This is a genomic window from Microbacterium sp. LWH13-1.2, assembly GCF_038397735.1.
Taxonomy (GTDB): Bacteria; Actinomycetota; Actinomycetes; order Actinomycetales; family Microbacteriaceae; genus Microbacterium.
The window spans coordinates 1,317,768-1,343,075 of sequence record NZ_CP151635.1; the positions used below are offsets into that span (position 1 = coordinate 1,317,768).

The following is a 25,308-nucleotide window of genomic DNA, read 5'->3' on the forward strand; positions in this document are numbered from 1 at the left end:
CGCGTGCGTAAAACGTCCGCCGTTCTGGCCACTCTCAGCCTCGCCGTCCTCACCCTGACCGGATGCGCCGCGGGTCCGACGTTCGCGGGCGAGGTCTGCGACAGGGCCGCCCACGCAGGCTCCGTCGCGGACTCCGTGACCGTCGAGGGCGACCTCGGTGAAGCACCGGATGTCACGGTGTACACCCCGGTCAAGACCGATGAGACCGCGTTCGCGGACATCATCACGGGCGAGGGCGAGACGCTGACCTCGACAGTGCAGCCGATGGTGCTCGACATCGCCTTCTACGGCGGCGAGAGCGGCGAGAAACTCTACGAGTCGGAGTACAACGGCGACACGAGCCGCGTGCACAACATCTCATACTGGGCCCAGCGCTCTCCGGGCCTCGAGTCCGTGCTCAAGTGCGCCACCGGAGGCAGCCGCGTCGTGGCGGTGCTCACCCCCGAGGACTTCGGCGAGGCGAACGTCGAGGCCTTCGGCCTCGCCAAGGACGAGAACATCGTCGCCGTCGTCGACGTCCTCGACGTCTACCTCGCACACGCCGAAGGCGCATCGCAGTTCAACGACGCGCGCGGCCTGCCGACCGTCGTACGCGCACCCGACGGCACGCCGGGTGTCATCATTCCCGACAGTGCAGCTCCCGAGTCCGCCGTGACCCAGACCCTCATCAAGGGCGACGGCGCGAAGGTCGAGAAGGAATCGACCATCGTGACCAACATCATGGCGCTCGGCTGGGACGACAAGACCGTCACCTCGAGCACATGGGGCGCTGAGCCGAACATCGGCCCCGCCGCGAAGGAGCTCGTGGGTGCGACCGTCGGTTCTCAGCTGCTGGTCGTCGTGCCCGCGGCGGACGGCAACCCGGCGACGGTGATCGTCGTCGACATCCTGGGCATCGTTCCGGCGCCGGAGAACTGATGGCGGCCCGTATTCCCGCGGAGGAGCGTCTGACGAATCTCGTCGTGGCGCTCATGGCGACGGAGATCGGGCTCACCAAGCAGCAGATCCTCGACAATGTGTCGGGGTACCGTCAGCGAGCCGATGCCGGTGTGCGCTCGGATGCTCTCGAGAAGATGTTCGAGCGCGACAAGGACGAGCTGCGCACGCTCGGGGTCCCGGTCGAGACGATCGGCGATCAGGCCGACCCCAATGATCTCCGCGAGGCGCGATATCGCATTCCGCAGGCGGAATACGACCTGCCGAGCGACATCGAGTTCACCGCCGCCGAGCTCGCCGTGCTCCAGCTGGCCGGCAGTGTCTGGAGCGCGGAGTCCGCGTCGGGCGACGCCAAGGCAGGGGTGCGCAAGATCCGCGCGCTCGGGATCGACGGCGACGAGCCGATCATCGGCTTCGCGCCGCGCATCACGGCCCGCGATGCGGCTTTCCCGCAGTTGCAGGAAGCCATCGAGAAGAGCCGCGTCGTGCTGTTCGACTACCTCAAGCCGGGAGAGGACTCGCCGCGCCGCCGCAGCATCCGTCCCCTGGCACTCGTCGACTACGAGGCGCGCTGGCACGTGTTCGGCGTCGACGTCGACATCGAGGCAGACCGGATGTTCCTGCTGAGCAGGATCGTCGGCGACGTGAAGATCACAGCGAAGACCTTCGACCCAGATCTGAGGGAAGGAGCGGGGGAGCGCGCCCTGGCAGGTCTCCAGAGCGTCGCTGCGCAGAACTCCGCTCTGCTCGAAGTCACGCCGGGAACCGAGGCGTCGCTCCGCCTCGGTCGTCGTGCGACGCCCGCCACACCCCAGGGGATCCTCGTGCCGTTCGTCGACCTGCACATCCTCGCCGACGAGCTCGCCTCGTACGGGCCGGAGGTGCGAGTGGTCGAACCGGCCGCCCTCCGGGATGCCGTGGTCGATCGGCTGATGGCGGTCGTGGCGACACACTCGGACGTGAGGAAGTCATCGTGAGTGCTCAGCCGAAGCCGTTGCTCGCCGCCGACCGGGTGCGCGTCTATCTCACCCTGGTGCCGTATCTGCTCGAGCACGGACAGGTGTCGCTTGCCGAGGCGTCCGAGGAATTCGGGGTGACCCCGGCCGAGATGCGTCAGATGGTCGAGAAGCTCACGGTGATCGGCCTTCCCGGTGACTCGGGATTCTGGCAGCAGCCGCAGGAGATGTTCGACATCAACTGGGATCTGCTCGACGATGAAGACGTCATCGAGATCACGAACGACGTCGCCCTCCGGCGGGTGCCGCGCTTCACCGCACGAGAGGCTGCAGCTCTGCTGGCCGGCCTGCAGATGGTCGCCGCGGTGCCTGCCGTGTCGGATTCCGGCCTGGTCAGCGGTCTCATCTCCAAGCTCTCGCGTGGAGCGGCCGACGCGCCCGCAGAGGTGGTGGTGGCACCCAGCACCGTCGACGAGGTCCGCCAGGTGGTGTCGCGCGGAGTCCAGGACGGTGTGGCCGTCGCATTCACCTACCAGGCGCCGGATGCGGCTCCGACTACTCGCACCGTCGACCCCGTCCAGGTGATCATCACCAACGCGCAGTGGTATCTCCAGGGGTGGTGCCACACGAGGCAGGCGATGCGCACCTTCCACCTCGACAGGGTGAGCGATGCCCGCCTGACCGACATCCCGATCACGCATGCGGGCGACCATGTGCCGGAGGCCTTTTCGGCCGTCGACGACGAGGGCGAGGTGCAGGTGCGGGTCCCTGAGCGGGTGGCACCGCTTCTGGGCGACTTCCTGACCGCCGACAACGTCGAGGTCGAGGGCGGAATCGTCAGCGCGCGTCTGCATCTGGCCGACCCGCGCGGCATCAAGAGACTGGCCGCGCGTTTCGGCGGGGCGCTCGAGGTCGTCGACCCCGGCGTCGCTCGAACGGCGGCTCGTGAATGGGCCGAGGCCGGACTCGCCCTGTATCGCCACCCGGACAGCTCCAACGCCGGTTAGACTTCTACAAACGACGAAGGAGAATCATGGGCGCTTTCGGTTGGCCACATCTGCTGATCATCCTCGCCGTCATCCTGCTGCTCTTCGGTGCGGCGAAGCTGCCGGCACTGGCGAAGAGCCTCGGACAGTCCGCCCGCGTGTTCAAGGGCGAGATGAAGGCGATGAAGAACGAGGACGCGAGTGACGCCACGGAGCCCGGTGCGCCGACGCCCACCGCATCCGTCGCGGACACCACGGTGACGGCTCGCGACACGGATCCGGGTCAGCCTCCTCGATCCGCGTAGTCCGTGTCCGCTCTCGAATCCGCCGGCCAGGAGGCTTCCGGTCGCGACAGGCGGATGTCTCTCGGTGCCCATCTGGTGGAGCTTCGCAAGCGGCTTTTCATTGCTGCGGGCGCACTCGTGGTCGGGATGATCATCGCGTTCATCGTGACGGAGCCGATCATCGAGCTCCTCTCCGTTCCGATCCGCACGATCGCAGCCGAAGCCGGGCGCGAGTACACGGGCCTCAACTTCACGACCGTGACCAGCGGCTTCGATCTCCGCATGCGCATCGCCTTCGCGATCGGACTGCTCATCTCAGCGCCCGTGTGGCTCTGGCAGGTCTGGGCGTTCGTGATGCCCGGGCTCACGAAGAAGGAGACGCAGTACACCTGGGGTTTCCTCGGCGCGGCCATTCCGCTGTTCTTCGCAGGCTGCACCGTCGCGTTCTTCGTGCTCCCGCATGTCATCGAGATCATGGCGGGCTTCGTGCCGAAGGGCATGGCGCAGTTCTTCGACTATTCGACCTACTACGACTTCGTCTTCAAGTTCCTTCTCGTGCTCGGCATCGCCTTCGTGCTCCCCGTCTTCCTCGTCGCGTTGAACGTCGCGGGAATCGTCTCGGGGCGCGACATCCTCAAAGGATGGCGGGTCGCGATCCTAGTCTGCACGATCTTCGCGGCGGTCACGACACCGCCCGCTGACGTCTTCTCGATGCTGCTGCTGATGGGATCCATGATCGTGCTGTACTTTGCCGCGACCTTCATCTCGATGCTCTTCGACAGACGCAAGCGCAAGCGCGATGCGGCAGCGGGCATCGAGCCCGTGACCGCATGACCTCGCCGTCTGAGCGGTACGCCGCAGCGCGCCAGGCGGCGGGACATCCGGCGACGGTCGCCTTCGCCGCGAACCAGAAGTTCGCGCTCGATCCCTTCCAGATCGAAGGGTGTCACGCGCTCGAAGACGGGAGCAGCGTGCTCGTCGCCGCTCCCACCGGTGCGGGAAAGACGATCGTCGGCGAGTTCGCGATCAACCTCGCGATGCAGACCCCCAGTGACAAGGCGTTCTACACGACGCCGATGAAGGCGCTGTCGAACCAGAAGTTCCGCGAGCTGGTCGACGTGTACGGTCCGGACGACGTGGGCCTGCTCACCGGTGACACGAACATCAACGGCAATGCGCGGATCGTCGTCATGACGACCGAGGTGCTGCGCAACATGATCTACGCGGACTCGGCCGCGCTGCGTGACCTCCGTTACGTGGTGATGGACGAGGTGCACTACCTCGCGGATCGGTTCCGCGGCGCGGTGTGGGAAGAGGTCATCATCCACCTCCCGCAGCATGTGCGGCTGGTATCGCTGAGCGCCACGGTCTCGAACGCCGAGGAGTTCGGTGACTGGCTCGACACCGTGCGGGGTGATACCGAGGTGATCGTCTCGGAGATCCGCCCCGTGCCGCTGGAGCAGCATGTGCTGGTGCGCGACGACCTGCTGCCGCTGTTCGACGACCGCGCGGGCATTGCCACGGCGCAGGTCAACCAGGAGCTGATGCGCATCCGCTCGTTCACGGGCTCGAACTACGAGAACAATCGTGACGCGCAGTCGTACCGCAGCAATCGCCATGCCGGAAGGCAGGCTCAGCGCCCGCCGCGGGGCGGGCGGCGCCCTGTACGGGCATCGAACGTGCGGCGGATCGAGCGCATGGATCGACCGGACGTCATCCGGTTGCTCGAACGCTCCAACCTTCTGCCGGCGATCTTCTTCATCTTCAGCCGCGTCGGCTGCGATGCGGCCGTCCAGCAGGTGCGGCGGTCGGGTGTGCGGCTGACCACGACGGAGGAGAAGGCGGAGATCCGCGCGATCGTCGAGGATCGCACGCGGTCGCTGCAGGACGAGGACCTGGGCGTGCTCGGCTACTGGGACTGGTTGGAGAACCTCGAGCGGGGCGTCGCCGCCCACCATGCGGGACTCCTGCCGGCATTCAAGGAGGTCGTCGAGGAGCTCTACAAGCGCAAGCTCGTCAAAGTCGTGTTCGCGACCGAGACCCTCGCTCTCGGCATCAACATGCCAGCGCGCACGGTCGTGCTCGAGAAGATGGAGAAGTTCAACGGCGAAGCCCGTGTCGCCATCACCTCCGGCGAGTACACCCAGCTGACCGGCCGCGCGGGCCGCCGCGGCATCGACGTCGAAGGCCACGCCGTGGTGCAGTGGACCGAGGGGATGGATCCGCAGGCGGTCGCCGCACTCGCCTCACGACGCACCTATCCGCTGAACTCGAGCTTCCGGCCCACGTACAACATGGCCGTGAACCTGATCGATCTGTTCGGCAAGGCGCGCGCCCGAGAGGTGCTCGAGTCGTCGTTCGCGCAGTTCCAGGCAGACCGTGCCGTCGTGGGACTCGCACGCCAGGTCCGAGAGGCCGAGGAGTCCCTCGAGGGCTACAAGGCCGCCATGGTCTGCGATCACGGTGACTTCCTCGACTATGCGGCGATCCGCCGAGAGCTCAGCGACCTCGAGAAGAAGAACCGTCAGGATTCGAACGCGCCCCGTGCCTCGCGGGACAAGCGGATGAAGCAGATCCACAGTCTGCGCACCCGCATGCAGCGGCACGGATGCCATAGGTGCCCCGATCGCGAGGCGCATGCGCGCTGGGCAGAGCGGTACTGGAAGCTCAAGCGTCAGAATGACCGCGTCCGCCGTCAGATCGAGACCAGGACAGGAACGGTCGCGCGGGTCTTCGACCGCGTGGTCGAGGTTCTCGAGACGCTCGACTATCTCCACCGCGACGCCGACGACGTCACCACGCTCACGGATGCAGGACGCACGATGCGACGGATCTACGGGGAACGCGACCTGCTCGTGGCGGAGTCGCTGCGACAGGGACTCTGGAACGGTCTGGATGCGCCGTCGCTCGCGGCGATGGCCTGCTGCCTCGTCTACGAACCGCGCAGAGACGAAGCGAACTCCGGAGAGCGGGACCTGCCGCGAGGCGCGTTCCGAGCCGCCTACGAGAAGACGACGACGCTGTGGGCGGAGCTCGACGACCTCGAGAAGGATCATCATCTGCCCGGCAGCGAGCCTCTCGCGGCGGGCCTCGCAGGTGCCATGCATTCGTGGGCGCGGGGTGGGATGCTCGATCGCGTCCTGATCGACGCCGACATGGCGGCGGGTGACTTCGTCCGCTGGGCGAAGCAGACCATCGATCTGCTCGACCAGCTGTCGATCGTCGCAGAAGACGGCGCGCTCGCTCGCAACGCGCGAGTCGCGCTCGACGGCGTGCGCCGTGGCATCGTCGCCTATTCGTCGATGTGAGAATGGGACGGATGTCTGAACCCCGCGCGCGACAGCGCCCTCTTCTACCGCTCTCGCTCGCCCTCCCCGCCGCGGCGATGGCGGCGCTCCTGATGGATCTCTCGTATCCGGACGCGGCGGTATGGGCTCTCGCCTTTCCCTCGACCGCGCTGCTGCTCGTCGCTCTGATCGGCCGGCGCGCCGGGGGAGCGCTGCTGGTGGGCGCTGTCTACGGCATCGTCTTCTTCGCTCTTCTCGTGTCATGGACTTCGCGCTACCTCGGCCCGGTGCCGTGGGCGGCCCTGAGCATCCTCGAAGGTGCACTCACGGCGCTGGCGCTGATCCTCGTCACTCTCGCGTACCGATGGATCCCGACGGCGTTCTCCGGGCGCTGGGCGCGTCTTCTGCTGCTCCCCGCGGTGGTCGCCGCCCTCTGGGTCGGGCGCGAGCTCTTCGTGGGCTCGTGGCCCTACGGCGGCTTCCCCTGGGCGCGCCTCGGAATGACCCAGGCGGAGAGCCCTCTGGCGCCCGTCACCTCCTGGATCGGCGTGAGCGGACTCAGCTTCCTGATGGTGTTCCTCGTCGCTTCGGCGATCGAAGTCGTGCGCACGCGGGAGTGGAGACGCCCGACCGCACTGGTCACCCCGGTGCTGGTGACGATCGTGCTCCTCGTCACGCCGCTCTTCCCGACGACCGTCAGCGGGGAGATGCGCATCGCCGCAGTGCAGGGCAACGGCCCGAGCGGCTACTTCGACGAGCGCGAGCAGTACTCCATCGTCCAGGCGCAGACCGATGCGACAGCGCCGCTGTACGGAGAGGATGCGGATCTCGTGGTGTGGCCGGAAGGATCACTCGACTACGACCCGTTCCAGTCCGATGCACTCGCTCGGCGCATGACCCTGGTCGCGACGCGTATGGGTGCTCCTCTGCTCGCGAACGCCGCGACGGAGCGCGACGGGCTGTACTACAACACGTCCCTGCTCTGGACAGAAGAGGGAACCTCCGAGCAGATCCACGACAAGAGGCACCCCGTCCCCTTCGGAGAGTATGTGCCCGACCGAGCCTTCTTCAACGCGCTCGCCCCTGATCTGATCGGTCTCATTCAGCGCGAGTACACCCCGGGATCGAACTCCCCGGTGGTCGATGTCGATGGCGTGAAGGTCGGACTCGCCATCTGCTTCGACGTCATCTACGACGACGTGATCAATGAGGGGCTCGGCGCCGGGGCCGAGGTGCTCGTGCTCCAGACGAACAACGCCGACTTCCGCGGCACCGACGAGAACCTTCAGCAGCTCTCATTCGCTCGCATGCGTGCGATCGAGACGGGCCGCAGTGTGGTCAACATCTCGACCGTGGGCACCAGCCAGATCATCCGACCGGACGGTTCCACCGTCTCGAGCCTGGATGCGGGAGAGGCCGGAGCGCTGCTCGAGGATGTCGAGCTGCGTTCCGGCCTCACAGCGGGAGTGGTTCTCGGCCCCTGGATCCAGCAGATTCTGCTGTGGGGCGGACTGGGCGCGCTGGCCTTCGGGTGGCTGCGTGCCAGGCGGCGCTAAGCGCCGATCTTCTCGCGGGTCGGGTCTTCTCCGGCGCCGCGGCGGGCGCGGATGAACGCGAGACGCTCTTCGAGGAGCTCCTCGAGCTCGGCGCGCGTGCGGCGCTCCATCAGCATGTCCCAGTGCGTGCGTGCGGCCTTCTCGTCGCTCGCGTCGAGCGTGACGGCCTGGCCGTCGACGTTCAGACGGGCGTCAGCGCCGCAGGCGCGGCATTCCCAGGTCTGAGGCGGCTCGGCATCCGCCGCGAACATCAGGTTCGTGACATGGCCGCAGGCGTCACAGGTATAGGTGGTTTCACGGCGCTCCATGAAAACGACGCCCTCTTCGCTCTGTAGGCTCTGGGCGCCGAGTCGGATGCCGCGTAGGCTGCGATCTGCCATTGTGTGGTCCTCTCGTCGCTGTCAGGTATAACGCTCCAGCCTGTGCGCTTCATCCACGCAGCCGGGTTCTCGGTGCTATTCACAGCGGAATCCCAGCGCGAGAGCGTATGGGCGGCGTGGCGAGCTCAGCGCGCGAGAGTGGCCAGAGCGAGGTCTGCGTGGTCCGACACGACCCCGTCCACGCCGAAGGCGACCAGACGACGCATGTCGTCGGCATCGTTCACCGTCCAGACGTGCACCTCGACGTCGTGGCGGTGCGCTGCGCGGAGCAACGCGGGCGTGAGGATCCTGAGCCCCGAGTGCCGCTCCGGGATCTGCAGCGCGTCGATGTCGCGCAGCAGGCGGGCGGGGGAGAGGCGGAGCGCGGAGAGGGAGCGGAGAGCGGCGATCGTCCGGCTGCCCCCGGATGTGGCCGGGCGCAGAGCGGTGCCGGCGCGCAGCACCGCGGCGATCGCGGCACGACGGTTCGCGTCCGAGAAGCTGGTCACGAGGACGCGGTGCGTGTGGTCGACGAGCAGCGGACCGAGGAGATTGGGGGCCTCCGCGGTCTTGACGTCGATGTTGAAGCGGGAGGTCGGAAAGGACGAAAGCGCGTCCGGGACCGTGAGCAACCCGCCATGGTCGGCGAAGATCCGCGAGAGTTCGCGAGTGCGCACCTCGCGGATCGCTCGAGTGTCCCCGGTCAGTCGCTCCAGCGTCTCGTCGTGGAACAGCACGACGTCGCCGTCGGCCGTGACCTGGCAGTCCGTCTCGATGTACTCGGCACCGGCCGCGTGCGCGGCGGCGAAGGCGGCCGCCGAGTTCTCCCACACACCGGAGTCCTCGCCCGCTGCGGTGACCAGACCACGGTGAGCGAGGACTCGGGGGTGTCGCGCCTTCTCGAAGTACGGGTGCGTCACGCGCCCGGATGGTTCGTCGGAGGCTGCCCGGGCTTCGGCGTGAACGCACTGCCGATTCCCTTGAGGGCCTCGGTCAGCTCGCTCGGGATGATCCAGAGCTTGTTCGACTGGCCCTCGCTGATCTTCGGCAGCATCTGGAGGTACTGGTACGCGAGCAGCTTGTCGTCCGGCTCACCCTGATGGATCGCGGTGAAGACGTTCTGGATAGCCTCGGCCTCACCCTGTGCTCGAAGCACCGCGGCCTGCTTGTCGCCCTCTGCACGCAGGATCTCGGCCTGTCGTGCGCCCTCGGCTTCGAGGATCGCGGACTGCTTCGTACCCTCTGCCGTGAGGATCGCGGCACGACGGTCACGCTCTGCGCGCATCTGCTTCTCCATCGAGTCCTGGATGGAGATGGGCGGATCGATCGCCTTCAGCTCGACTCGGCCCACGCGGATGCCCCACTTGCCGGTGGCCTCGTCGAGCACGACACGCAGCTGCCCGTTGATGTTGTCACGACTGGTCAGAGCCTCTTCGAGGTTCAGACCACCGACGACGTTGCGGAGCGTGGTCGTGGTGAGCTGCTCGACGGCACCGAGGTAGTTCGCGATCTCGTACGTCGCGGCGCGGGCATCGGTCACCTGGAAGTACACCACGGTGTCGATCGAGACGACGAGGTTGTCCTCGGTGATGACCGGCTGCGGCGGGAAGGAGACGACCTGCTCACGCATGTCGATGAGCGGACGGAGCCGATCGATGAACGGCACGAGGATGTTGAGACCGGGCATGAGGGTCTTGTGATAGCGGCCGAGCCGCTCGACCACGCCGGCGGTCGCCTGCGGGATGATGCGGATGGCTCGCGCCAGTGTGACCACCACGAAGATGATGATCGCGATCACGAGGATCCACAGGATCGCGGTCGGGATGAACGAGGAATCGTTCACGGGACTCTCCTACCTAGTCGTTGACGGGACGGACGATGGCGGTGGCTCCGTTGATCGCTGTGATCGCGACGGGGGAGCCCTGGGGGATGGCGACGACCGAGCCCGATCGTGCGGTCCAGGTGTCGCCGTTGCTGAGCTTCACCTGGCCGGAGATCTGGGTGACGTCCTGCAGGGCGATGCCCCGGAGATCGAGCAGAGCGTCGACGTTCGACTTGGTGGGGTCTTCGCCGCGCCGCAGGCGCCTCAGCAGAGGAGGACGGAGGAAGAGGATGAAAGCCGCCGCGGCCACTGCGGCGATGATCACCTGCGCCCAGACCGGGAGGCCCACGAGATCCGTCACGAGCCCGACGGTGCTGCCGAAGCTGAGCATCAGGAACGTGAAATCGAGGGTGAGCATCTCGATCACGAGGAACAGAGCGATGAGGACCAGCCAGCCGATCCATGCCCAGTTCTCGACCAGATCGATGAAAACGGGGAAGTTGTCCATGCGGCCTCCTTTGCGGTCAACCTATCACGCGGCCCCGTCGCGCTTGGGGTGCCGCAGTGCCCGCTTGGTAGTCTGGAACGGCCGTGCGATCACGGCGATCCGCGCATTCAAGGAGTCACCGTGACCGACGTTCTTCCCGCAGGTTCCCTCGACGGCAAGGTCGCCCTTGTCACAGGCTCGTCCCGGGGCATCGGCGCCGACACGGTCCGCTACCTCGCCGAGGCCGGCGCGGACGTCGTCATCAACTTCCGGAACAAGGCGCCGCGTGCCGAGAAGCTCGCCACGCAGCTGCGCGAACTCGGACGTCGTGTGCTCGTCGTCGGTGCGGACCTGACCGACCCGGCGTCGGTCGGCGAGATGTTCGACGCGGTGAAGGCCGAGTTCGGTCGTCTGGACGTTCTGGTGCTCAACGCCTCCGGCGGCATGGAGTCGGGAATGGCCGAGGACTACGCGCTCCTTCTGAACCGCGACGCGCAGCTCAGCGTGCTCGATGCGGCCACGCCTCTGCTCAGCGACGACGCGCGCGTCGTCTTCGTCACCAGCCACCAGGCGCACTTCATCCGTACGACGCCCACGATGCCCGAGTACGAGCCGGTGGCGCTGTCCAAGCGCGCGGGCGAGGATGCCCTCCGAGAGCGCATCCCCGGCCTCGCCGAGAAGGGGATCGGCTTCACCGTCGTCTCCGGCGACATGATCGAGGGAACCATCACCGCCACGCTGCTCGAGCGCGCGAACCCCGGTGCTATCGCGGAACGCCGCGAGTCGGCAGGCAAGCTCTACAACGTGTCGGAGTTCGCCGCCGAGGTCGCTCGTGCCGCGGTCGACGCCGTGCCGGCTGACAACACGCGTCTCGTGGGTGACGTGAGCGCGTTCGCCACCGAATGATCTGCGTCGCCACCGAGTGATCGGAGCGAACGAGAAGAGGGCCCCGTCCGAGTGGACGGGGCCCTCTTCTCGTTCTCGGAGGCGTCAGCGGACGCCGTCGGACTCGACCGAGGCCACGAAGCCCTTCGCGTCCTTGCCGAGCGTGATCGCGCGAACGATCTGCACGATGCCGAGCACGACGAGCGAGATGCCGAGCACCAGCCACAGCACGGCGGCCGCGTACAGCGGCGAGAAGAGCACCACGATTCCGGCGACGATGCTGAGCAGTGCGTAGAGGAGCGTCCAGACGCGCGAGCCGTCCTGTCCGAGCAGTGACAGGGCGACCACTCCGTCGACGATCCAGCTGATGCCGATGAAGATCACGACGACGAGGGCGAGCGTCGCCGCGGCGACCCCGAGGTTCGCGAACGCGATGACACCTGCGACGATGTAGACCAGGCCGAGGACGATATGTCCCACGCGGGCCCAGCCGCCCTTCACCCGGGAGAAGATGCCGAGCCCGATGTAGACGAGGCCGGCGACCACGAGGTAGGACGCGAAGATGCCCGTGACGATGACCGCGGACTTGACCGGCCACACGAGGAGGACGATGCCCGCGATCAGCGCGATGACGCCGGAGACCGCGAGCACGATGCGGATGGACTTGAACAATGACTTCGCTTCGGTAGCGAGTGGATCAGACATGGTTGGGGACCCTTTCTGAGAAATCCCTGTGAGGGATGCTGCCAGGGTAGCGCTGTCCGAGCCTGAAGTGGGGGAGGGCAGTATCGATATGTCGCACGTTTTCACAGTGCGACGCCGGGCGTCATGGCAAAATCTAGGCGTGACCCCTGACGATGACGCCCGGCTGCGTGAACTCGTCGTCATGCGCAAGGTGCGCGACAGGATCGATCGCGAGTACGCGAAGCCGCTCGACGTCGAAGCCCTCGCGAAGGGCGTGCACATGAGCGCCGGTCATCTGAGCCGGCGCTTCCGCGACGCATACGGCGAGTCTCCTTACTCGTATCTGATGACCCGTCGGATCGAACGGGCTATGGCGCTGCTGCGTCGGGGCGACCTCTCGGTGACGGAGGTGTGCTTCGAGGTCGGGAGCTCGTCGCTCGGCACCTTCAGCACGAGGTTCACCGAGCTCGTCGGTGTCTCACCCCGCGTGTACCGTGAACGCGCGACCCACGTCGAAGGCATTCCGACCATCCACGCGAAGCACGTCATCCGACCGATCAGGAATCAAGAAGCACCGCGCACGGACGCACACCTAACCTGAACCCATGAACATCAGCATCCACTACGCATTCCTTCCGCACACGGATGCCGAGGCAGCCCTCGGCTTCTACCGCGACGCCCTCGGATTCGAGGTGCGCAACGACGTCGGCTACGACGGTCTCCGATGGCTCACGGTCGGCCCTGAGGGCCAACCCGAAACCTCGATCGTGCTGCATCCGCCGGCGACGGACCCTGGGATCACGGATGCCGAACGGCAGACGATCCTCGAACTCATCGCGAAGGGCAGCTACACCGCTCTCACGCTCGCGAGCGACGACCTCGACGGACTGTTCGAGAGACTGGTCGAGCAGGGCGCCGATGTCGTGCAGGAGCCCATGGACCAGCCGTACGGCGTGCGCGACTGCGCCTTCCGCGATCCCGCGGGCAATCTTCTCCGTATCAACCAGGCCGGCTGAGCAGGCCGAGAAACCCGAGGACGACCATGACACACGCTGCAGACGGCCACGACCTGATCCGCGTTCAGGGTGCCCGCGAGAACAACCTCAAAGAGGTCAGCGTCGACATCCCGAAGCGTCGGCTGACGGTGTTCACGGGCGTCTCGGGATCCGGCAAGAGCTCTCTCGTGTTCGACACGATCGCCGCCGAATCGAGGCGCATGATCGACGAGACCTACAGCGCCTTCGTGCAGGGATTCATGCCGTCAGTGCCCCGGCCGGACGTCGACGTCCTCGAGGGGCTCACGACCTCGATCATCGTCGATCAGGAGCGCCTCGGGGCGAACCCCCGATCGACAGTCGGCACGGTGACCGACGCGAACGCGATGCTGCGCATCCTGTTCAGCAAGCTGGGCCAGCCCTACATCGGCGGACCGACCGCCTTCTCGTTCAACATCCCCACCCAGAAGGCCAGCGGCGTGATGACGGGGCCGGGCGGCGAGAAGAAGATCGTCAAGGACGCGATCTACCTCGGCGGCATGTGCCCCAGATGCGAGGGCAGGGGAGCGGTCTCCGACCTCGACCTCGCTCAGATCGTCGACGAGTCGAAGTCGCTCGACGAGGGCGCGATCATGGTGCCGGGGTACACGGCGGACGGGTGGATGGTGAAGGGCTTCTCGGCCTCCGGCTTCTACCCGGCCGACAAGCCGGTCGCCGAGTTCACGGAGAAGCAGCGGCAGCTGTTCCTCTATGGCGAGGTCACAAAGGTCAAGATCTCGGGCATCAACATGACCTACGAGGGACTGATCCCGAAGATCACGAAGTCGATGCTCTCGAAGGATCTCGACGCGCTGCAGCCCCACATCCGCGCGTTCGTCGAGCGCGTCGCGACCTTTGCGACCTGCCCCGAGTGCGACGGCACCCGACTCACCGAGGGCGCTCGCTCGTCGAAGATCGACGGGATCAGCATCGCTGACGCGTGCCGCATGCAGGTCACCGACCTCGCGGCGTGGGTGCGCGGTCTCGAGCTTCCCGGTGCCGCGCCGCTCCTTGAGGCGCTGAGCGCGAACCTCGACGCGTTCGTCACGCTCGGCCTCGGCTATCTGAGTCTCGAACGCCCGTCGGGCACGCTGTCCGGGGGAGAGGCGCAGCGCATCAAGATGCTCCGTCACCTCGGCTCGTCGCTGACGGATGTGACCTATGTGTTCGACGAGCCCACGATCGGGCTGCACCCGCACGACATCCAGCGCATGAACACGCTGCTGCTGCGGCTGCGCGACAAGGGCAACACCGTTCTCGTGGTCGAGCACAAGCCCGAGACCATCGCCATCGGAGACCATGTGATCGACCTCGGTCCTGGCGCGGGGAGCGCAGGCGGCGAGATCTGCTTCGAGGGCACGGTCGAAGCGCTCAAGGCCAGCGGCACCCGCACGGGAAAGCACCTCGACGACCGAGCAGCGCTCAAGCCCTCTGTGCGCACGAGCAACGGGGCGATCGAGGTGCGCGGCGCCACGGCGAACAACCTGCAGGATGTCGATGTCGACATCCCCACGGGCGTGCTCACCGTCGTCACCGGCGTCGCAGGTTCGGGCAAGAGCTCGCTCATCCACGGCTCGGTGTCGAAGCTCGAGGGCGTCGTCGCGATCGATCAGGGAGCGATCAAGGGCTCACGCCGCAGCAACCCTGCGACCTACACCGGACTGCTCGAGCCCATCCGCAAGGCGTTCGCGAAGGCCAACGGGGTGAAGCCCGCCCTCTTCAGCGCGAACTCCGAGGGCGCCTGTCCGACATGCAAGGGCGCGGGCGTCATCATCACCGAGCTCGGGTTCATGGACACGATCGAGACGCCGTGCGAGGACTGCGGCGGCAAGCGCTTCCAGGCCGCCGTGCTCGAGTACAAGCTCGCAGGCAAGGACATCACCCAGGTGCTGGATCTGCCGGTCTCCGAGGCGCGGATCTTCTTCTCCGAGGGCGATGCGAAGCTGCCGGCGGCGGCTGCCATTCTCGGGCGCCTCGAAGACGTCGGGCTCGGCTACCTCTCGCTCGGCCAGCCGCTGTCGACGCTGTCGGGCGGTGAGCGGCAGCGCATCAAGCTGGCGATCCAGATGGGGGAGAAGGGCGACACCTACGTCCTCGACGAGCCCACCACCGGTCTGCACCTCGCCGACGTCCAGAACATCCTGGGGCTGCTCGACAGGCTCGTGGAATCGGGCAAGACGGTGATCGTCATCGAACACCACCAGGCGGTGATGGCCCACGCCGACTGGATCATCGACATCGGTCCGGGCGCCGGGCACGACGGCGGACGAGTGGTCTTCGAAGGAAGCCCCGCAGATCTCGTGGCGGCGAAGTCGACGGTGACGGGGGAGCACCTCGCCGCGTACGTCGGGGCATAGGGCACAGCCTGGTCACGCGACGTCGGGACGGGTCATCAACGGTGATGTCGCATGGGTGACCAGGTCCGTTCCGGTCAGAGGAACGGTCACCCACCTGAGCTCCGCCCTCGCACCGCGGACGGTCAACCGGACACGGTGGGGCGTGTTCACGACGTGGAGCTCCGCCACGAAGGCGTCTCCCTGCCATGCGCCGGCCGCAGCGAGCGGCCGCCCGAGCGGAGCACTCCGCGCCCAGTGTCCGAAGCCGACGGGAAGTGCGAAGAGCTCCCCGAATCGTAGGAGCCAGCCGCCCGATTGTGGATGAAGGACCACCGGAGTGCCGCTCGGGAGCCCGGAGTCCGGGTGCGAGGCATCGACGATCGCCCGGGAGTCGGTCGAGGCGGGTCCCGGGTCGCCGTGGACCATAGGAAGAGCAAGGTGTCGAAGCCTGCGCATGAGCATGAGATCACCACCGACATCACCTGACGTATCGATCCCAGGCAGCAGAGAGTCCCGGATCGCATCCAGCGCATCCTGCGCGTGACCTATCTCCGTGTGCGCTGCGGTGAGGACGACGACCACGTCGAGATCAGGCACGACGATGCACTGCTGGCCGTATGCTCCGTTGCCGTGGAAGCCGTGCGCGGACATCCAGATCTGATAGCCGTAACCGGAGTGGAAGTCCGCACCCGGGGCGCCTGGTGAGAAGTGCCTGCTGTCGATATGCTTGCGCGTCGCCGAAGCGACCCACTCGCGAGACAGCAGCTGACGCCCCTGCCATTCGCCGCCGCGCAGCATCAGCTCGCCGAAGGCTGCGACGGCCTCGGTCGTGAGGTGCAATCCATGGAACCCGAAGACCGCGCCGCTGCCGACTCGATCCCATTCGGCCCCGGTGATGCCCATCGGTCCGAACAGTCGGTCGTCCAGCAACCGGGGGAGCGTCTGCCCGGAGACATGCTCGATCATCCGCGCCAGAATGAAGGTCGTCGCGTTGTCGTAGGTGTGCCGCGTCCCAGGCGCTGCTTCGATCGGCATCCGCAGGTATCCGCGCACGAGATCGCTCGGTTCGAGCGCCCATGCGCTCTCGAGCGTGTCTTCGGCATGGCCGGCGGTCATCGTCAGGAGATGCTGAACGGTGAGAACGCGCGCTTCGGCGGGAATGTCGTCGGGAACATGATGCGGCAGTACGTCGACGATTCGATCATCGAGGGTCAGCAGTCCGTCGTCCACGACGAGGCCTACTCCCATCGCCGTGAAGGACTTCGTCAGCGAGTAGAGCAGATGCGGTTCGTCAGCGGAGTAGGGAGCCCACCAGCCTTCTGCGACGACGTGGCCGCGGCGAACGATCATGAGCGAATGGCACTCGATCCCCCTCCGCTCGAGACGATCCAGGAGCGCACCGATGGCCGAGGACGAGACGTCGACGGATGCGGGGGAGGTACGCGGCAAGGACACGACGTCATCGTACGGGCCCCGTACCGATATGGCAGGGCTCGCTGCAGTCAGTCCTTGTACGCCACGATCGTGAAGGTGCACGGGATGAGGTTGCGCTCCGCCTCCGGCCAGGCATAGCCGCGCGGGACCTCGACCATCCGAGGGCTGAACCGCCAGGGGAGTGTGCGACCCTCGTCGAAGTGGACGAGGCGGAGACCGGCGCGGAGCAGCGAACCGAGGATCTCGGACAGCGGATGCGGCCATTCATAGGTCCGGGCATGCGCGACCGTCCCATCTCCGGCGTACGTGGTCTCGTCATCCCACTGTTGTGCGCGGCCGTCCCCGAAATAGGAATAGCGCGTGACGAAGCCCTCTGCATCCTCGTCGAGGGCGAGGAGCGCCGGATGACCGTCTCTGATGAAGAAAGTCCCGCCCGGACGCAGCAGGGCGACGATCTGAGCGGCCCAGCGATCGAGATCCTGCAGCCAGCAGATGGTGCCGATGCTCGTGTACACGACATCGAAGTCACCCGACACCGCGTTCCTGGCTTCGAGGACGTCGGTCTGGACCCAGGTCGCCGCGGTTCCGGTGCGTTCCGCGAGAGAGGCGGCCACCCGCAGCGCAGGCTCCGAGAAGTCCACGCCCGTCACGCGGGCACCGGAACGAGCCAGCGAGATCGTATCGGTGCCGATGTGGCATTGCAGGTGGCAGACATCGAGTCCTGAGAGGTTTCCACCACGCACGAAACGATCGAGCACCGGCAGATCGTCGCTCACGACATCGCTGATATGGCTCGGATCGTCATAGGCATCCAATCCGTATGCCTCTTCGTGCAGCGGCACGCGATCATCCCAGTTCCGCAGGTTCGCGCTGCGTGCGGCATCCCAGCCGATCTCGACACTGTCTCCGTTCACGGCTCGAGCTTAGTGAGAGCAGCTGTCACCCCGCTCGCGGTATCGCCGATAATGCACATTATGTCAGCTCACGTTCGAAGACGCCTCCCCGAAGTACTTGATCGAGGGTCATGCGCGCGAGGATCACCAGGGCGTGCCGTTGAGGTCGATGTCGCCCTGCGGCCACTGCTCTGCCCCAGCGCGCAGGTTCGGGCAGGCGTAGACGAGGATCGGCGCACCGCCAGACGTCACGGTCGCCTTCGCACCGCTCATCGACACATGGCGCTCCACAGCGTTCACCCGTGTCCAGCCGGTGCGCTCGTAGAACGACGTGACCTCCTCTCGGCAGCCGAGATAGCCGAATTCGACACGATCGTCGTCGCGCATCGCCTGCTGGGCGTGGGTCATCACCCGACGTCCGGCCCCGCGGGAGCGCCAGTCCGGATGGACCAGGACTCCCCCGGTCCCGGCGACTGTGACCATGCGCTCCCCAACCCGTATGACGCGTCGCTGGAAGCCGACGTGGGCAACGGCCGCGTTCCCATGGAAGATCATCGTGTGCACGTCCGCGGGAGAATAACCGTACGGACGGTCAGGGTCCCACTCGCCGTGCGTCTCTCGGTACTCGGAATCGAAGAGGTCGCGCAGCGCAGCCGTCTGGGACTCTGACAGCGCTCCGTGTTCTACGGTGATGACATGCTCGGCAACGGGCGCTGGCTTGAGTCTCGGCGCCCGCACTGTCAGGATCGTCCGTCCATGTTCGCCGGTCGGAAGATCGTCGCCCGAATTCTCGAAGCCGAGCTTCTCGAGAACACGACGCGAGGCGACATTCCAGTCCCATACGCTCGCCCAGAGTCGCTCGTATCCCTCGGCGTCGGACCACGCGAGGACCGCTCGGGCGGCTTCCGTCGCGTAGCCGTGATTGTGGACCCTGCTCAGAAGTTCGAAGGCGATCTCCGGCTCGTCCGCTGATCCCTTGCCTGCGAAGATGAGCCCGCAGTATCCATACACCTCGCCGGTCGTCGCGTCTTGGACGGACAGCAGGTCGGAGCGCCGGTCTCGCTCCTCGGCGATGTGAGCCGCTATGTCGGAGACCGTCGGGTGGCCAGTCGCGTCGGGTCTGCGGTGCGGCGGCACGCGTTCGTCTCGTTCGCTCCACAGCCGATGGAATACCTCGGCGTCCGCCACCACCTGCGGCCGGAGAGTCAGCCGATCCGTCCGCAAGGTCGTTTCCCCCAGCGCTCCTCGTGCGGGAGCCGAAGCGGTCGAGTTCACGTCGTCGACCCGGATTCGGCGAGGTCGGCCAGAGCCGCCGTCACCGAGCACCACCCCTCGAAGAATCCGAGGTCCTCGTGCAGATCTCGCGCAGCGGGATCTCCGTGTCGAACGACCACGCGGTAAGCCGTGCCCTCGGGATGCTCGTCGAGCGTGATCTCCGCCGTCATCGATACTGGTTCGGGCTTCGCAGGGCGCCAGGCGCTGTCGACCACATTCGCGAAGAGCAGCCGTCGTCCTGGCTCGACGACGAGGAAGATGCCATCCGTGTGCGGGAAGTACTCCCCCGCGGGCTCCCGCATGCTGGTGACGAAGCCGCCGCCCGGATGCACGTCGAGGTGGTCGACGCGCGCCTGCATGGGGGCCGGAATCCACCACTGTGCGAGAAGCTGCGGGTCTGTCCATGCGCGCCACACCGCCGACGGTGACGCCCGGATCGTCCTCTCCAGAGTCAGATCGAGACGCGGGTCGAGGGCTGTGCTGGTCATACTGTCTCCTCCAGGTCGGTCACCAGGGACTCGAGTCGGTCCGTTCGCTCATGCCAGAGCCGGCGTTGCTCGTCAAGCCAATCGCCGATGACGGCGAGACGCTCGGGATCGAGTGTGCAGGTGCGCACACGTCCGCTTTTCGAGGTGCGGATGAGTCCGCTCTCCTCCAGCGCGCGGATGTGCTTCAGGAACGACGGCAGTGTGATCGCGAAGGGCTGGGCGAGCTCCCCCACGCTCGCGGGTCCACGCCCGAGCGATCGGATGACCTCGCGCCGCGTCGGGTCGGCGAGAGCGAGAAAGACCTCGTTCACACCGTCATGGTTTGCCATGAGGGTAAGTATTGCGCGCGTGGAAGGTTAGCGCAAGGGCACAGTATGTGCGGGCCTCGTCATGCAGACGAGTCCCTCCCGGTCATCCCACGACTCGACACGGACGAACCCACGGGATTCGTACAACCCGATCGCCGGAGCCCGCCAGTCCCAGACGGACAGGCGGACGTTGCCAGAGGTCAGCGCCAGCGCCGCATCCAGCAATGCGGATCCGAGTCCGCGCCCGCGAAGATCCGGATCCGCCCAGAGGCGCTTGATCTCGGTCTCTCCCCCGGCGATCCGAATGATCACGACCCCGACAGGCTGCTGCCCGATGACGGCGACAAGTGTCGTGCAGTCGGCATACGAGACGCGCGGGTCCGCCACCTCGCGCTCGTATCGTGGCGGCAACCCCGTGATCGGCACAGCCGACTCGGCCCGACCGCGCTCATGCTTCTCCGCTTCGGTCTGCAGGAGGTAGGTGCGGACGAGCGTACTCACCGCAGCCGTATCGGCTTCGTCCCACCGCGATTCCCTGACCCGGATCGACAGCCCGGGTCGGTCAGGCGACGAGTGCAGACGGGACGAGGTCACACACCCATTCTGCCCTCACTGTGCTGCCCAGACTCCGAGCTCGTTGCCGCTCGGGTCCACGAAATGCAGTCGTCGACCGCCCGGGAAGTCGTACGGCCCCTGAGTCACTGCGCCGCCGGCTTCCGTTATCGCGGCGTGCGTGGCATCGAGGTCGTCGGAGTACAGGAGCACGAGCGGACCGCCGGCGGGACGCGCCTGGTCGGACAGCAGAAGACCGCCCACCTCGGTCCCGTCGCCGGTGGGCGAGGCGATGCCCGCATAGGCGGGACCGTAGTCGACGAAGACCCATCCGAAGGTGTCGCGGTAGAAGCGCTTCGCGGTCTCGAGGTCGTTCACGACGAGCTCGACGTAGTTGATGGAGTGGTGCACGGGGTCAGGTGTCATGCGGCCACGGTAGCGACAGCATCTGACATGCGGAAGAGGCCGTCGCGGTGCTTCGCGCGCCCGGCGAGGCCGCGCACCAGGAGTAGCGTGGAAGGGTGCAACAGGTTCCCAGCTCCCCCGTGACTTCGCCGGGGTGGAGAGCCTGGCTCATCTGGGGTGTGGGTGTCGCCGCCTACGTTCTGGCGATCACCAACCGCACCTCGTTGGGAGCGGTCGGCGTCGAAGCGGCGGACCGGTTCCAGGCCGATGCCTCCACGCTCGCGCTGTTCGCCGTGGTGCAGCTCGCGGTATACGGCGGCATGCAGATCCCGATCGGAATCCTCCTCGATCGTTTCGGATCCCGCCCGATCATGACGGTCGGCATGCTGCTCATGGCTGCGGGCCAACTCACCATGGCGCTCTCCCCCAGCATCGGCATCGCGGTGTTCGCACGCATCCTGCTCGGCGCGGGTGATGCAGCGATCTTTCCTGCGGTGCTGCGTCTCGTCGCCACCTGGTTCCCCGCGCAGCGAGGGCCGATCATGGTGCAGTTCACCGGCATCATCGGGCAGGGCGGCCAGCTCATCGCGCTCGTCCCATTGGCCGCGCTCCTGCACGCGACGACCTGGACGGTCACGTTCGGCAGCGTCGCAGGACTCGGTGTGCTCTTCACGATCCTCGTCGCGCTCCTCATCCGCAACCACCCGGTCGAGCGCGGCGCAGACGTCTCGGTCGACACCGACACCGGCGTGATCCGGGTCGTCACCTCGGCGATCGACACGGGCGTCGGCATCCGCGCGGCATGGGCCCACCCGGGCACGCGACTCGCCTTCTGGTCTCACTTCACGGCGCCGTTCGCCGGCACCGCCTTCATCCTGCTGTGGGGAATGCCGTTCCTCACGGCGGCCCAGGGGCTCGACACCGCCCACGCGGCGGGAATCATCTCGGTCTATGTGGTCGCGGGCATGGCACTCGGGCCGATCATCGGCGACCTCTCGAGACGCCTCCCCAATCAGCGCTCCGTCGCGCTCGTGCTCCCGGCGGTCGGTGTGCAGTTCGTCGCGTGGGTCGCGATCCTCGCCATGCCGGAGCCCGCGCCGATCTGGCTCCTCTACGTTCTCGCGGTGGCTCTCGCCACGGGTGGTCCCGCAAGCATGATCGCCTTCGACCATGCCCGTACGCACAACCCTTCGCATCGTCTGAGCACGGCCACAGGGGTGACCAACGCCGGCGGCTTCATCGCCGCGCTCATCGCGATCTGGCTGATCGGCCTCGCGCTCGACATCCAGGGTGCCGGGACACCCGAGACCTACTCGTTCGACGCATTCCGCATCGCGTTCCTCATGCCGATCCCGCTCTGGATCCTCGGCGTGACGTTCATCGTGATCGAGCGCAAGCGCACCCGGATCCGGATGGGCCTGGATCCGGAGAAGCGACACTGACAGCTCTTAGGATGAGGCTCATGCCCGCAGCATTCACCTTCTCCGCCGACCCGTCTCTCATCGACCGCGACCTGGTGCACCAGTGGCTCAGCGTCGAGTCCTATTGGGCTCAGGGGCGGACCAGAGAGACCCAGGATGCTGCGATCGACGCGTCGAGGAACTACTCGGTTCGCGATTCCGACGGCCAGCAGGTCGCATACGCCCGAGTCGTCACCGACGGGGTGACGTTCGCGTGGCTGTGCGACGTGTTCGTGGATGCATCGTCTCGGGGCAAGGGCCTCGGGCGGATGATCGTCGAGGGTGTCATCCAGAACCTGCAGGACACGTCGACGGTGAAGCGTATCGTTCTCGCCACGAGCACGGCCGACGGCCTGTACGCGCAGTACGGGTTCGCCGAGTCTCCGGGACCGAACCGATACATGATCAAGCAGATGCCGCGCGACTGAGGCCGCTCCGCCTCAACGCGCGAGGTGCTGGAAGGTCTCGAGGATGAGCTCGATGCTCACTCGCTCCGGGACCTCGGGATCGCCGGCTTCGAATTCGGCGAACTCCACTCCCCTCACGGAGTCGGTGGGCAGGGCAGCGAAGATCGACGCGATCTGGTGCGGCAGCAGACCCTCGGAGACGCGATAGGCAGCCGGCACGTAGCCGGGTTCGAGAACGTCCCAGTCCACATGGATCCAGACGGGGCGACCGGCGACGAGCTCCGCCACCCGATCAGGCGTGCTCTCCGACGGGGCGAGCACGGTGACGCCTGCGGCGGCGAGCAGCTCGCCCTCTGCGATGTCGATGTCGCGGCCTCCGACTACGATGACCTGTGCAGGATCGAGTCCTGCGCCGTGCCCGCTCTCCCACAGCCCACATGCCGCGGCGACCACCATGCCACCGAGGTAGCCGGAGTCGGTCGTCGCCGGTGTGTTGAAGTCGCCGTGCGCGTCGATCCAGAGCACGACGGCATCCGGATGCCGTTCGGCCACCGTCGGGAGTGTGCCGAGGCTTGCGGCGCACGTGTTGGTCGCGAGGAGAGGGATCGAACCGGCATCGAGTGCGTCCCGCACAGCATCTCGCAGCCCGAGCAGCGTGCTCTCAGCCTGGGGCAGAGCGACCGACCAATCGTCCGTGATCGCCGGGGACGGCGATCCGACGAGTTTCTGCTCTACACCGAGAAGAGCCGAAAGCGCGGCGCCGACACGTCGGGCTCCGACGAGCGCACCGTCCGTGCGGTCGGCCACGCGGCCCTGGGAGACGATGAGAGAGAAGCGGGAGGTCATGCTCTCAGCTTTCCACCCGCGCAGAGCCCCGGCAAAACAAGGCCATACGCGCGCGTCGAGTTCGCGACGCGTTCAGCTCGCCGCGGTCGAATCAGCGCCCTGCACGTCGCAACGGTGTCCAGCCGAACGGCACCGGGCCATCGAACGCGGCTCGTTCACGGTCGGCGCGATCTGACCACCCCTGCGCCTGTCCAGGGGTGTCGAAGGCGCCGCGGGCCACGCGGAGTCCGACGTCCTCGTGATGCATTCGCGGGGCTCCCCCGCGTCGCACGGATGCACGGACGCTCCATGAGTCGTCAGCGAAACCTCCTCCGCGGAACACGCGGTAGTCGTCGTAACGCGCGGGATCGAGCAGATCCCAGCACCACTCCCACACGTTGCCGAGAGTGTCGAACAGCCCATGGAGGTTGGGCAGCTTGCCACCCACGTCCTGCGGTGTCGAGACCCCGTCTGCGTTCGTCCATGCCGAGTCTGCCAGCGGAGCATAGTGCGGCCCGCTCGAACCGGCCCGGCAGGCGTACTCCCATTCCGACTCGGTGGGAAGCCGATAGCCATCACCTGTGACATCCCAGGAGACGTCTTCGCCGTCAAAGCGATATACCGGATCGAGCCCCTCCCATTCCGATGCCGCGTTGCAGAAATGCACCGCGCGAAGCCAGCTCAGATCTGCGGCCGGTCGACGGGGATGTCTCGAAGGGATCGGCAGCACCTCGGCGAACTGCTCTTCGGTGATCGGGAACACGCCGATCTCGAAATCCTCGACATCCACGGTGCGCTCGACCTTGCGACGCGCGTCGTGCAGCGTCACCGTCCCACCGCTGATGCGGCGCATCTCGATGTCGGTCACTTCTGAGGTGCTCTCTCGACCCATTCCGGGTATTTCGCGGCTCGGCCGTCACCGGACGACGTACGAGTGACGCGTCGCCTGACCCAGGGGCCGACGAACTCCCGGTAGTAGGCGAGACCCGCGGGTCCGCCCGCGGTGAGCGACGTCGGCGACCACCAGGTCGACGGCGGTTCGAAGCCCAGGCCGTGCAGAACGCGAGCGGCGACTCGATGATGGCCGGCCGCGTTCATATGCAGGCGGTCTTCCGACCAGTACTTCGCGCCGGCGAGCTCCCTGTCGGGCCAGTTGAGCGCTCGCACCACGTCATCGCGCCCCTCGACCCTGCGGAGCACGGCATCGGAGAGCTGGTCGCCGCGGCGCTGCACGAGCGACCCCATCGGCAGCTGACCGCTCGGATTCGCACCCGACAGCAGGATCAGCGTCACGCCTTCCTCGTCACAGCGTCGGAGCACTCGGCTGAACGCGTCCGCGATGTGCTCGAGGTCGGTGCGCGGACGCAGCATGTCGTTGCCGCCGCCGTTGAAGGAGAGGTGTGTGGGCCGCAGCGCCAGTGCCGGCTCGAGCTGCTGCTCGACGATGGGCCACGCGAGCTTTCCGCGGATAGCGAGGTTCGCGTAGCTGATCGGGTGTCCTGCCGCGTCAGCCCACCCCTGGGCGACCAGGTCGGCCCAGCCGCGCTCTCGCCCGTCCGGCAGCACATCACCCACTCCCTCGGTGAAGGAATCGCCGATGGCCACGTAGCGCACGTCTGTCACCTCGACAGCCTATTCCCGTCCACCGA

Annotated in this window: 28 protein-coding genes; 13 read left to right on the forward strand and 15 right to left on the reverse strand. The window is 66.8% G+C overall.

All coding sequences use genetic code 11. The features are described 5' to 3' along the window. Positions 1–3 precede the first annotated feature (3 nt). The 7 genes from MRBLWH13_RS06135 to lnt are packed head-to-tail and all read left to right on the forward strand — an operon-like array spanning position 4 to position 8,005. Complete coding sequence (locus MRBLWH13_RS06135) at positions 4–918, forward strand: hypothetical protein (protein WP_341957387.1); 915 nt, start codon at positions 4–6, stop codon at positions 916–918. Next, positions 918–1,913, forward strand: coding sequence for a WYL domain-containing protein (locus MRBLWH13_RS06140; RefSeq protein ID WP_341957388.1), 996 nt, complete (start codon positions 918–920; stop codon positions 1,911–1,913). Before MRBLWH13_RS06135 ends, MRBLWH13_RS06140 begins: the two co-directional genes overlap by 1 nt. Further along, entirely contained in the window at positions 1,910–2,899 is a 990-nt protein-coding gene (locus tag MRBLWH13_RS06145; protein WP_341957389.1) for a WYL domain-containing protein, read from the forward strand. The genes MRBLWH13_RS06140 and MRBLWH13_RS06145 overlap by 4 nt, the downstream gene beginning before the upstream one ends. Positions 2,900–2,925: 26 nt before the next feature. Next, a complete protein-coding gene (gene tatA, locus MRBLWH13_RS06150; protein ID WP_210097900.1) occupies positions 2,926–3,183 on the forward strand; it encodes a Sec-independent protein translocase subunit TatA in 258 nt (85 codons plus the stop codon). Between the two features lie 54 nt (positions 3,184–3,237). Further along, on the forward strand, positions 3,238–3,996 hold the full coding sequence (gene tatC, locus MRBLWH13_RS06155) for a twin-arginine translocase subunit TatC (RefSeq protein ID WP_341958231.1): 759 nt from the start codon (positions 3,238–3,240) through the stop codon (positions 3,994–3,996). Then, on the forward strand, positions 3,993–6,470 hold the full coding sequence (locus tag MRBLWH13_RS06160; protein WP_341957390.1) for a DEAD/DEAH box helicase: 2,478 nt from the start codon (positions 3,993–3,995) through the stop codon (positions 6,468–6,470). Before tatC ends, MRBLWH13_RS06160 begins: the two co-directional genes overlap by 4 nt. 11 nt (positions 6,471–6,481) lie before the next feature. Beyond that, positions 6,482–8,005, forward strand: a complete 1,524-nt coding sequence (gene lnt, locus MRBLWH13_RS06165; RefSeq protein ID WP_341957391.1) for an apolipoprotein N-acyltransferase — start codon at positions 6,482–6,484, stop codon at positions 8,003–8,005. Here the strand turns inward: lnt and MRBLWH13_RS06170 are convergent. The 4 genes from MRBLWH13_RS06170 to MRBLWH13_RS06185 form a co-directional block, all read right to left on the reverse strand. After that, positions 8,002–8,385 (reverse strand): RNA polymerase-binding protein RbpA, encoded by a 384-nt coding sequence (locus tag MRBLWH13_RS06170; RefSeq protein WP_056307766.1) that lies wholly within the window; start codon positions 8,383–8,385, stop codon positions 8,002–8,004. The two genes, lnt and MRBLWH13_RS06170, sit on opposite strands and share 4 nt — an antisense overlap. 125 nt (positions 8,386–8,510) lie before the next feature. Next, entirely contained in the window at positions 8,511–9,284 is a 774-nt protein-coding gene (locus tag MRBLWH13_RS06175; protein ID WP_341957393.1) for a glycerophosphodiester phosphodiesterase family protein, read from the reverse strand. Continuing rightward, positions 9,281–10,207 (reverse strand): SPFH domain-containing protein, encoded by a 927-nt coding sequence (locus MRBLWH13_RS06180; protein WP_341957394.1) that lies wholly within the window; start codon positions 10,205–10,207, stop codon positions 9,281–9,283. The genes MRBLWH13_RS06175 and MRBLWH13_RS06180 overlap by 4 nt, the downstream gene beginning before the upstream one ends. A 13-nt stretch (positions 10,208–10,220) precedes the next feature. Next, the gene (locus MRBLWH13_RS06185) at positions 10,221–10,694 is read right to left on the reverse strand and encodes an NfeD family protein (protein WP_341957395.1); all 474 of its coding nucleotides are present in this window, start codon (positions 10,692–10,694) and stop codon (positions 10,221–10,223) included. A gap of 120 nt (positions 10,695–10,814) precedes the next feature. Here MRBLWH13_RS06185 and MRBLWH13_RS06190 point away from each other — a divergent pair, with 120 nt between their 5' ends. Then, positions 10,815–11,579 (forward strand): SDR family oxidoreductase, encoded by a 765-nt coding sequence (locus MRBLWH13_RS06190; protein ID WP_341957396.1) that lies wholly within the window; start codon positions 10,815–10,817, stop codon positions 11,577–11,579. Between the two features lie 84 nt (positions 11,580–11,663). Here MRBLWH13_RS06190 and MRBLWH13_RS06195 read toward each other — a convergent pair whose 3' ends face one another. Continuing rightward, positions 11,664–12,263, reverse strand: coding sequence for a DUF308 domain-containing protein (locus MRBLWH13_RS06195; RefSeq protein WP_341957397.1), 600 nt, complete (start codon positions 12,261–12,263; stop codon positions 11,664–11,666). Positions 12,264–12,444: 181 nt separating this feature from the next. On the opposite strand from MRBLWH13_RS06195, the gene MRBLWH13_RS06200 reads away from it, so the two are divergent. The 3 genes from MRBLWH13_RS06200 to MRBLWH13_RS06210 are packed head-to-tail and all read left to right on the forward strand — an operon-like array spanning position 12,445 to position 15,633. Further along, a complete protein-coding gene (locus tag MRBLWH13_RS06200) occupies positions 12,445–12,843 on the forward strand; it encodes a helix-turn-helix transcriptional regulator (RefSeq protein ID WP_341958233.1) in 399 nt (132 codons plus the stop codon). Positions 12,844–12,847: 4 nt separating this feature from the next. Next, positions 12,848–13,258: a VOC family protein gene (locus MRBLWH13_RS06205; RefSeq protein ID WP_341957398.1), complete on the forward strand. Its 411-nt coding sequence runs from the start codon at positions 12,848–12,850 to the stop codon at positions 13,256–13,258. A gap of 26 nt (positions 13,259–13,284) precedes the next feature. Continuing rightward, positions 13,285–15,633 carry an excinuclease ABC subunit UvrA gene (locus MRBLWH13_RS06210; RefSeq protein ID WP_341957399.1) on the forward strand — a complete coding sequence of 783 codons (2,349 nt, stop codon included), beginning with the start codon at positions 13,285–13,287 and terminating at the stop codon, positions 15,631–15,633. 12 nt (positions 15,634–15,645) lie between these two features. On the opposite strand, the gene MRBLWH13_RS06215 is transcribed toward MRBLWH13_RS06210, so the two are convergent. The 7 genes from MRBLWH13_RS06215 to MRBLWH13_RS06245 all read right to left on the reverse strand — a co-directional run bounded on the left by MRBLWH13_RS06215 (position 15,646) and on the right by MRBLWH13_RS06245 (position 20,988). Further along, entirely contained in the window at positions 15,646–17,067 is a 1,422-nt protein-coding gene (locus MRBLWH13_RS06215; RefSeq protein WP_341957400.1) for a serine hydrolase domain-containing protein, read from the reverse strand. Positions 17,068–17,114: 47 nt separating this feature from the next. After that, a complete protein-coding gene (locus tag MRBLWH13_RS06220; RefSeq protein ID WP_341957401.1) occupies positions 17,115–17,960 on the reverse strand; it encodes a class I SAM-dependent methyltransferase in 846 nt (281 codons plus the stop codon). A gap of 123 nt (positions 17,961–18,083) precedes the next feature. Next, complete coding sequence (locus MRBLWH13_RS06225; protein WP_341957402.1) at positions 18,084–19,268, reverse strand: GNAT family N-acetyltransferase; 1,185 nt, start codon at positions 19,266–19,268, stop codon at positions 18,084–18,086. Next, positions 19,211–19,702, reverse strand: coding sequence for an SRPBCC domain-containing protein (locus MRBLWH13_RS06230; protein WP_341957403.1), 492 nt, complete (start codon positions 19,700–19,702; stop codon positions 19,211–19,213). Before MRBLWH13_RS06230 ends, MRBLWH13_RS06225 begins: the two co-directional genes overlap by 58 nt. Beyond that, positions 19,699–20,031 carry a metalloregulator ArsR/SmtB family transcription factor gene (locus MRBLWH13_RS06235; protein WP_341957404.1) on the reverse strand — a complete coding sequence of 111 codons (333 nt, stop codon included), beginning with the start codon at positions 20,029–20,031 and terminating at the stop codon, positions 19,699–19,701. The genes MRBLWH13_RS06230 and MRBLWH13_RS06235 overlap by 4 nt, the downstream gene beginning before the upstream one ends. Positions 20,032–20,058: 27 nt before the next feature. Further along, positions 20,059–20,604 carry a GNAT family N-acetyltransferase gene (locus MRBLWH13_RS06240; protein WP_341957405.1) on the reverse strand — a complete coding sequence of 182 codons (546 nt, stop codon included), beginning with the start codon at positions 20,602–20,604 and terminating at the stop codon, positions 20,059–20,061. Between the two features lie 15 nt (positions 20,605–20,619). Next, positions 20,620–20,988, reverse strand: a complete 369-nt coding sequence (locus MRBLWH13_RS06245) for a VOC family protein (protein ID WP_341957406.1) — start codon at positions 20,986–20,988, stop codon at positions 20,620–20,622. A 95-nt stretch (positions 20,989–21,083) separates the two neighbouring features. Between MRBLWH13_RS06245 and MRBLWH13_RS06250 the strand changes: the two genes are divergently transcribed. Continuing rightward, complete coding sequence (locus tag MRBLWH13_RS06250) at positions 21,084–22,409, forward strand: MFS transporter (protein WP_341957407.1); 1,326 nt, start codon at positions 21,084–21,086, stop codon at positions 22,407–22,409. Between the two features lie 20 nt (positions 22,410–22,429). Next, positions 22,430–22,855 carry a GNAT family N-acetyltransferase gene (locus tag MRBLWH13_RS06255; protein ID WP_341957408.1) on the forward strand — a complete coding sequence of 142 codons (426 nt, stop codon included), beginning with the start codon at positions 22,430–22,432 and terminating at the stop codon, positions 22,853–22,855. A 12-nt stretch (positions 22,856–22,867) separates the two neighbouring features. On the opposite strand, the gene MRBLWH13_RS06260 is transcribed toward MRBLWH13_RS06255, so the two are convergent. From MRBLWH13_RS06260 to MRBLWH13_RS06270, 3 genes are all read right to left on the reverse strand, one after another. Then, positions 22,868–23,680, reverse strand: a complete 813-nt coding sequence (locus MRBLWH13_RS06260) for an arginase family protein (protein ID WP_341957409.1) — start codon at positions 23,678–23,680, stop codon at positions 22,868–22,870. A gap of 91 nt (positions 23,681–23,771) precedes the next feature. Beyond that, positions 23,772–24,527 (reverse strand): SUMF1/EgtB/PvdO family nonheme iron enzyme, encoded by a 756-nt coding sequence (locus MRBLWH13_RS06265; RefSeq protein ID WP_341957410.1) that lies wholly within the window; start codon positions 24,525–24,527, stop codon positions 23,772–23,774. Beyond that, positions 24,524–25,273, reverse strand: a complete 750-nt coding sequence (locus MRBLWH13_RS06270; RefSeq protein ID WP_341958235.1) for an SGNH/GDSL hydrolase family protein — start codon at positions 25,271–25,273, stop codon at positions 24,524–24,526. Before MRBLWH13_RS06270 ends, MRBLWH13_RS06265 begins: the two co-directional genes overlap by 4 nt. Positions 25,274–25,308: the final 35 nt, after the last annotated feature.